The sequence below is a fragment of the Aeromonas molluscorum 848 genome, from assembly GCF_000388115.1.
Classification (GTDB): Bacteria; Pseudomonadota; Gammaproteobacteria; order Enterobacterales; family Aeromonadaceae; genus Aeromonas; species Aeromonas molluscorum.
This window is the reverse complement of sequence record NZ_AQGQ01000196.1, coordinates 1-6805: the sequence shown is the minus strand read 5'-3', so window position 1 is coordinate 6805 and position 6805 is coordinate 1. Positions and strand designations below refer to the sequence as shown.

6 protein-coding genes and 1 pseudogene are annotated in these 6805 nt (G+C 62.7%); all 7 read left to right on the top strand.

Features of this window, described 5'->3' with window-relative positions:
• On the top strand, nucleotides 1-486 hold a 486-nt coding region (locus G113_RS18070; protein ID WP_005908235.1), incomplete at its 5' end, for an NADH-ubiquinone oxidoreductase-F iron-sulfur binding region domain-containing protein.
• Between the two features lie 71 nt (nucleotides 487-557).
• A pseudogene (gene nuoG, locus G113_RS18065) lies at nucleotides 558-3321 on the top strand (NADH-quinone oxidoreductase subunit NuoG).
• Entirely contained in the window at nucleotides 3318-4286 is a 969-nt protein-coding gene (gene nuoH, locus G113_RS18060; protein WP_005908234.1) for an NADH-quinone oxidoreductase subunit NuoH, read from the top strand. Before nuoG ends, nuoH begins: the two are co-directional and overlap by 4 nt.
• 7 nt (nucleotides 4287-4293) lie before the next feature.
• Nucleotides 4294-4836, top strand: coding sequence for an NADH-quinone oxidoreductase subunit NuoI (gene nuoI / locus G113_RS18055; protein WP_005908233.1), 543 nt, complete (start codon nucleotides 4294-4296; stop codon nucleotides 4834-4836).
• Between the two features lie 9 nt (nucleotides 4837-4845).
• Nucleotides 4846-5397 carry an NADH-quinone oxidoreductase subunit J gene (gene nuoJ / locus G113_RS18050; RefSeq protein ID WP_005908232.1) on the top strand — a complete coding sequence of 184 codons (552 nt, stop codon included), beginning with the start codon at nucleotides 4846-4848 and terminating at the stop codon, nucleotides 5395-5397.
• A gap of 70 nt (nucleotides 5398-5467) precedes the next feature.
• Nucleotides 5468-5776 carry an NADH-quinone oxidoreductase subunit NuoK gene (nuoK, locus tag G113_RS18045; RefSeq protein WP_005908231.1) on the top strand — a complete coding sequence of 103 codons (309 nt, stop codon included), beginning with the start codon at nucleotides 5468-5470 and terminating at the stop codon, nucleotides 5774-5776.
• On the top strand, nucleotides 5773-6805 hold a 1033-nt coding region (locus G113_RS18040; RefSeq protein ID WP_005908229.1), incomplete at its 3' end, for an NADH-quinone oxidoreductase subunit L. The genes nuoK and G113_RS18040, both read left to right, overlap by 4 nt.

Here is a 6805-nt window from a genome sequence, read left to right as displayed (position 1 = left end):
ACCGGTCTCAAGGCGTGGCAGCCAGGGGGCGCCGGCACCGGCTTCCTACTGCCCGAACACCTGGATGCCCAGATGTACGCAGGCGGCATCGGCAAGGTCGGCACCCGCATGGGCACGGGCCTCGCCATGGCGGTGGATGACAGCGTCAACATGGTCTCCCTGCTGCGCAACATGGAGGAGTTCTTCGCCCGCGAATCCTGCGGCTGGTGCACCCCTTGCCGCGATGGGCTGCCCTGGAGCGTCAAGCTACTGCGCGCACTGGAGCACGGCGAAGGCCAGCCCGGCGATCTCGCCACCCTGGAGCAACTGGTCAGTTTTCTGGGCCCGGGCAAGACCTTCTGCGCCCACGCCCCCGGCGCCGTCGAGCCCCTTGGCAGTGCCCTCAAGTATTTCGGAGCCGAGTTTGAGGCAGGTATCAAGGGGCCACAAGATAACCACAAGCGGCTCAAAGGGATTCAACCCAATCTGCTGGGCGAACGCTGGTAACCCCCGGCTGAAGGCAAGGCATTGTGCTGCTGCGAGTCACGGATTTTATCTCATTGATGCAGGGAAGCTGTATGGCCACCATTCATGTAGACGGTAAAGAGTACGAGGTAGACGGAGCGGACAACCTGCTGCAAGCCTGTCTGTCGCTGGGTCTCGACATCCCCTATTTCTGCTGGCATCCGGCACTGGGGAGCGTGGGTGCCTGCCGCCAGTGCGCGGTCAAGCAGTATCAGAATGCCGATGACAAGCGCGGCAGGCTGGTCATGTCCTGCATGACCCCCTCCACCGATGGCAGCTACATATCCATCGAGGACGAAGAGGCGAGAGCATTTCGCAAGAGCGTGGTGGAGTGGCAGATGACCAACCATCCCCACGACTGCCCGGTCTGTGAAGAGGGGGGCGCCTGCCACCTGCAGGACATGACGGTGATGACAGGTCACAACAGCCGCCGCTACCGCTTCACCAAGCGCACCCACCAGAATCAGCTACTCGGCCCCTTCATCAACCACGAGATGAACCGCTGCATCGCCTGCTATCGCTGCGTGCGCTACTACAAGGATTACGCTGGCGGCGAGGATCTGGGGGTCTACGGCGCCCACGACAACCTCTACTTCGGCCGGGTCGAGGATGGCACTCTGGAGAGCGAGTTCTCCGGCAACCTGGTGGAGGTCTGCCCCACCGGGGTGTTCACCGACAAGACTCATTCCGAGCGATACAACCGCAAGTGGGACATGCAGTTTGCCCCCAGCATCTGCCAGCAGTGTTCGGTGGGGTGCAACATCAGCCCGGGGGAACGTTACGGCGAGCTGCGCCGCATCGAGAACCGCTTCCACGGCGCGCTGAACCACTACTTCCTCTGCGATCGCGGCCGCTTTGGCTATGGCTATGTCAATCTCGCCGATCGTCCGCGCCAGCCGCTGTTGCGTGAAGACAAAGAGCAGCAGGATGGTAACAAGCTGGCGATCACGGTCGATGGAGCCTTGAACCGCGCCGCCGATGCGCTGCGCACCGCAAGCGCCGTCATCGGCATAGGATCGCCGCGCGCGTCGCTGGAGAGCAACTTCGCCCTGCGCGAGCTGGTCGGGGCCGACAACTTCTATTGCGGCGTCGAGCAGAGCGAATGGGAGTGCCTGCAAAAGATGCTGCATATATTGCAACACGGTGGCATTCGTACCCCCAGCCTGCGGGACATGGAAGAGGCCGATGCCATCCTGGTGCTAGGTGAGGATGTCACCATGAGCGCCGCCCGGATCAGCCTGGCCCTGCGTCAGGCGGTCCAAGGCAAGGGACGCGAGATAGCCCGCAAGCTGAAGGTGGACTTGTGGCAGGTTGCCGCCGTGCAGACCCTGGCGCAGAACGACCGCTAACCCGCTGCTCATCACCAGTCTGGACAGTACTCGTCTGGACGATGTGGCGGCCGACAAACTGCATGCCCCCCACGCCGATCAGGCCCGCCTCGGTTTTGCCATCGCCCACCAGCTTGATAGCAGCGCCCCCGCCGTCGTGGATCTGCCTTCCGAACAGCAGGCGCAGGCGGTCCGCTGGGCCGAGCTGCTCGGCAATGCAAAAAAACCGCTGGTCATCGCAGGTTCCGGCGCCCGCTGCCAGGCGCTGCTCGAGGCGGCCAGCAACATAGCTCGCGCCCTCAAGAGCCGCGCACCAGATGTCAATCTGGCCTTGGTGGCGTCGGAGGCCAACAGCCTTGGGCTGGCCATGCTGGCCTCGTCAGCGGCCCCGCTGGAAGCGGCGCTGGATCGCATCGAAGGGATGGCGCCGCTGGCACTGATCATCCTGGAGAACGATCTCTATCGCCGCGCCCCTAGCAATCGCATCGATGCCGCCTTCACTCGCCTGCAACACCTGCTGGTCATCGATCATCAAGATACAGGCTCCGCTCAGAAAGCAGACTTGGTACTGCCCGCCGCCAGCTTCGCCGAAGCCGACGGCACCCTGGTCAACATGGAGGGTCGCGCCCAGCGCTTTTTCCAGGTCTATGCCCCCGCTTTCTACGACGCCGACATCCAGGTACGCGAAAGCTGGCGCTGGCTGGCTGCCCTGCAAGGGGCACTGGATAGAAAACCCCTGCGCTGGGAGCATTTCGACCAGGTGAGCAGAGACTGTGCCGCCAGTGCTCCCCTGCTTGGCGCCATGCTGGAGGCCGCCCCCAATGCCGGGCTGCGCATCCGCGGCATGAAGATAGCCCGCGAACCCCATCGCTACAGTGGCCGCACCTCCATGCTGGCGGATCAGAACGTGAGCGAGCCTCGTGTCGCGCAAGATCCAGACTCCCCCTTCAGCTTCTCCATGGAAGGTTTCTCCGGTACCCGCCAACCCCAGTCACAGGTGCCCTTCGCCTGGGCGCCGGGCTGGAACTCCCCTTCGGCCTGGAACAAATTCCAGGATGAAGTGGGTGGCAACCTGCGCGCTGGCAATCCCGGTCGCCGTCTGCTGGAGCCAGGTGACCCGCAGGCTGAAGGTACCGAGCCCCTCGGCTGGTTTGGCACTGTCCCGGCCCCCTTCTGCGCGCAGGATGCCTTGCAAGTAGTGAGCTATGAGCAGCTATTTGGCGGGGAAGAGCTCTCCGCCAAGAGCCCCGTCATCCAGGCGCGGATGGCGCAGCCCGAACTGATCCTCAATCCGATCGACGCCACCCGCTTTGCCCTCCCGGCTGGCAGTCTGGTCGCGCTCTCCTGGGGCGGTCACCACTGGCGACTGACTCTGCGGCTGAGCGATAGGCTGACCCCCGGGCTGCTCGGCCTGCCCCTGGGGGCCCATGGCCTGCCGACCGCCTTGCATCGGTGCTATGTGAGTGACTTACAGGAGGCCATTGCATGAGCAACGAGCTTATCGAGCTGCTGATAGCCGTCGGCAAGGCCCTTGTCGTCTTGCTGGGCATAGTGGGGGCTGGCGCCTTCATGAGCTTCATCGAGCGCCGCCTGCTGGCGCTCTGGCAGGACAGATACGGCCCCAACCGGGTAGGCCCCTTCGGCCTGCTGCAACTGGTGGCCGACATGGTCAAGATGTTCTTCAAGGAGGACTGGATCCCGCCGTTCGCCGATCGCCGGATCTTCGTGCTGGCCCCCATCATCGCCTTCACCGCCTTTATCCTGGCGTTTGCTGTGGTGCCCATCACCCCCACCTGGGGGGTGGCGGATCTCAACGTGGGGCTGCTCTACATCCTTGCCATAGCAGGGCTGGCGGTCTATGCCGTGTTGTTCGCCGGTTGGTCGAGCAACAATAAATACTCCCTGCTCGGCAGCCTGCGCGCCTCGGCCCAGACCCTCTCCTACGAGGTGTTCCTCGGGCTCTCCCTGATGGGCATAGTCATCCAGACCGGCAGCTTCAACCTGCGGGAGATCGTCGAGGCGCAACAAGGTCTCTGGAACGTGGTGCCCCAGTTCCTGGGTTTTATCACCTTCCTGTTTGCTGGCGTCGCCGTCACCCACCGCCATCCCTTTGATCAGCCGGAGGCCGAGCAGGAGCTCGCCGACGGTTATCACATCGAATACGCAGGCATGAAATGGGGTCTGTTCTTCGTGGGCGAGTACATCGGCATAGTGCTGATCTCTTCGCTCATCGTGACCCTGTTCTTTGGTGGCTGGCACGGCCCCTGGTTGCCGCCCTTCATCTGGTTTGCCCTGAAGACCGCCTGTTTCATGGTGTTTTTCATCCTGCTGCGGGCCTCCTTGCCCCGCCCGCGCTTTGACCAGGTGATGTCCTTTGGCTGGAAAGTCTGCTTGCCGCTTACCTTGCTCAATATGCTGGTAACCGGCGCCGTCGTGCTTATGAACGTGCAGTGAGGCACCTATGAAAATTACGAGCATTATCAAGGGTGTTGGCACCCAACTGCGCAGTCTGGGGATGGTCTTCTCCCATGCCTGGCGCCCCCGCGAGACCCTGAGCTACCCGGAGCAGCAGGTCTATGCCGCCCCCCGTTTTCGCGGCCGCATCGTGCTGACCCGCGACCCGGACGGTGACGAGCGCTGCGTGGCGTGCAACCTGTGCGCCGTGGCCTGCCCGGTCGGCTGCATCTCGCTGCAAAAAGCGGAGCGAGACGATGGCCGCTGGTATCCGGAGTTCTTTCGCATCAACTTCTCCCGCTGCATCTTCTGCGGCCTGTGTGAAGAGGCCTGCCCCACCACCGCCATCCAGCTCACGCCGGATTTCGAGATGGGCGAGTATCGCCGCCAGGATCTGGTGTACGAGAAGGAGGATCTGCTGATCAGCGGCCCCGGCAAGTACCCGGACTACAACTTCTACCGCATGAGCGGTATGGCCATCGACGGCAAACCCAAAGGGGACGCCGAACACGAAGCCAAACCCATCGATGTCAAGAGCCTGCTGCCCTAGGAGTCAATCATGGAACTGGCATTCTATGCCGCGGCCCTGGTCGCCGTTTACAGCACGCTGCGGGTGATAAGCACCAGCAACCCCATGCATGCGCTGCTCAACCTCATCATCTCGCTCATCGCCGTGGCCATGATCTTCTTCTGCCTGGGCGCCTCTTTCGCCGGTGCCCTGCAGGTGATCATCTATGCGGGTGCCATCATGGTGCTGTTCGTGTTCGTGGTGATGATGCTCAACCTTGGCTCTTCCCAGGCTCAGGAGAGGCACTGGCTCACCCCCAAAACCTGGGGAGGCCCAGCCCTGCTCTCCCTCATTCTGCTTGGCTTTCTGGCCCACGGCATTCTGGCCGTGACAGGGGGAGAACTGGGGCTTGTCGACGTAGACGCCAAGGCGGTCGGTATCGCCCTGTTCGGCCCCTATGTGCTGGCGGTGGAGCTGGCCTCCATCCTCTTGCTGGCCGGTCTGGTCACCGCCTATCACCTGGGCCGGGAAGACAAGAGCGGTGACGTGCTTTCACTCCCCAAAAGTGCCTCTCGCCCGCCTCATGAAGGAGGACAGTCATGAAGAGGGTCTCGCCGGTGAACCATGACGGCCTGCTGCCGACGTTATTGCCAATACCGCAAGGAGGATGCAGATGAACGGTATTCCTATGGAGCATGGCTTGCTGCTGGCAGCCATGCTGTTCTGCATCGGCTTGTGCGGCCTGCTCATGCGCCGCAACTTGCTTTTTATTCTGATGAGTATCGAGATCATGATGAACGCCTCCGCCCTGGCATTCGTGGTGGCGGGTAGCCGTTGGGGTCAACCCGATGGCCAGATCATGTACATACTGGTGATCTCTCTGGCCGCGGCCGAGGCCAGCGTCGGCCTCGCCCTGCTGCTGCAGCTCTATCGCCGTTATCAGACCCTGAATGTCGACATTGTGAGCGAGATGCGCGGATGAGCCTCTTATACCTGACTTTTCTGTTTCCGCTGCTGGGATGGCTGCTGCTGGCCTTCTCCTTGGGGCGATTCGGCGAGCGCCGCTCGGCGATCATCGGCGTGGGCAGCGTAGGGCTCTGCGCCCTGACTACGCTGTGGGTTGGCATAGACTTCCTGGGCACCCTGCCCGCTGGGGCTGTGTATCATCAGACGCTGTGGCAGTGGATGTCGGTGGGCAGCTTTCAGCCGACCTTCCGCCTGGCGCTGGATGGTCTGTCGCTCACCATGCTGGGGGTGGTGACCGGGGTGGGTTTCTTCATCCACCTGTTCGCCTCCTGGTACATGCGTGGGGAAGAGGGTTATTCCCGCTTCTTCGCCTATACCAACCTCTTTATCGCCAGCATGGTGTTCCTGGTGCTGGCTGATGACCTGCTGTTTGTGTATCTGGGCTGGGAAGGGGTCGGGCTGTGCAGCTATCTGCTGATCGGCTTCTACTACCAGGATCGTAAAAACGGCGCGGCGGCACTCAAGGCCTTCGTGGTGACCCGGGTGGGTGACGTCTTCCTCGCCATCGGCCTCTTCGTGCTCTACCGGGAGCTGGGTACCCTCAACATCCACGAGCTGCTGGTGCGCGCCCCCGTGATGTTGGCGGGCGGATCCCCTGCTCTCTCCCTGGCCTGCCTGATGCTGCTCGGTGGCGCTGTCGGAAAATCCGCCCAGTTGCCGCTGCAGACCTGGCTGGCGGACGCCATGGCAGGCCCGACCCCGGTCTCGGCGCTGATCCACGCCGCGACCATGGTGACCGCCGGTGTCTACCTGATTGCCCGCACCCACGGCCTCTTCCTGCTGGCGCCGGAGATCCTGCAACTGGTGGCGCTGGTCGGTGCCATCACCCTGGTGCTAGCCGGTTTCGCCGCCCTGGTGCAGACCGACATCAAGCGGATCCTCGCCTATTCCACCATGAGCCAGATAGGCTACATGTTTCTGGCCCTGGGGGTTGGTGCCTGGCAAGGGGCCATCTTCCATCTGATGACCCACGCCTTCTTCAAGG

Bases quoted from the DNA above. Each gene is read 5' to 3' on its own strand.
- nuoH (WP_005908234.1), top strand. From the start codon at position 3,318: ATGAGCAACGAGCTTATCGAGCTGCTGATAGCCGTCGGCAAGGCCCTT.
- nuoI (WP_005908233.1), top strand. From the start codon at position 4,294: ATGAAAATTACGAGCATTATCAAGGGTGTTGGCACCCAACTGCGCAGT.
- nuoJ (WP_005908232.1), top strand. From the start codon at position 4,846: ATGGAACTGGCATTCTATGCCGCGGCCCTGGTCGCCGTTTACAGCACG.
- nuoK (WP_005908231.1), top strand. From the start codon at position 5,468: ATGAACGGTATTCCTATGGAGCATGGCTTGCTGCTGGCAGCCATGCTG.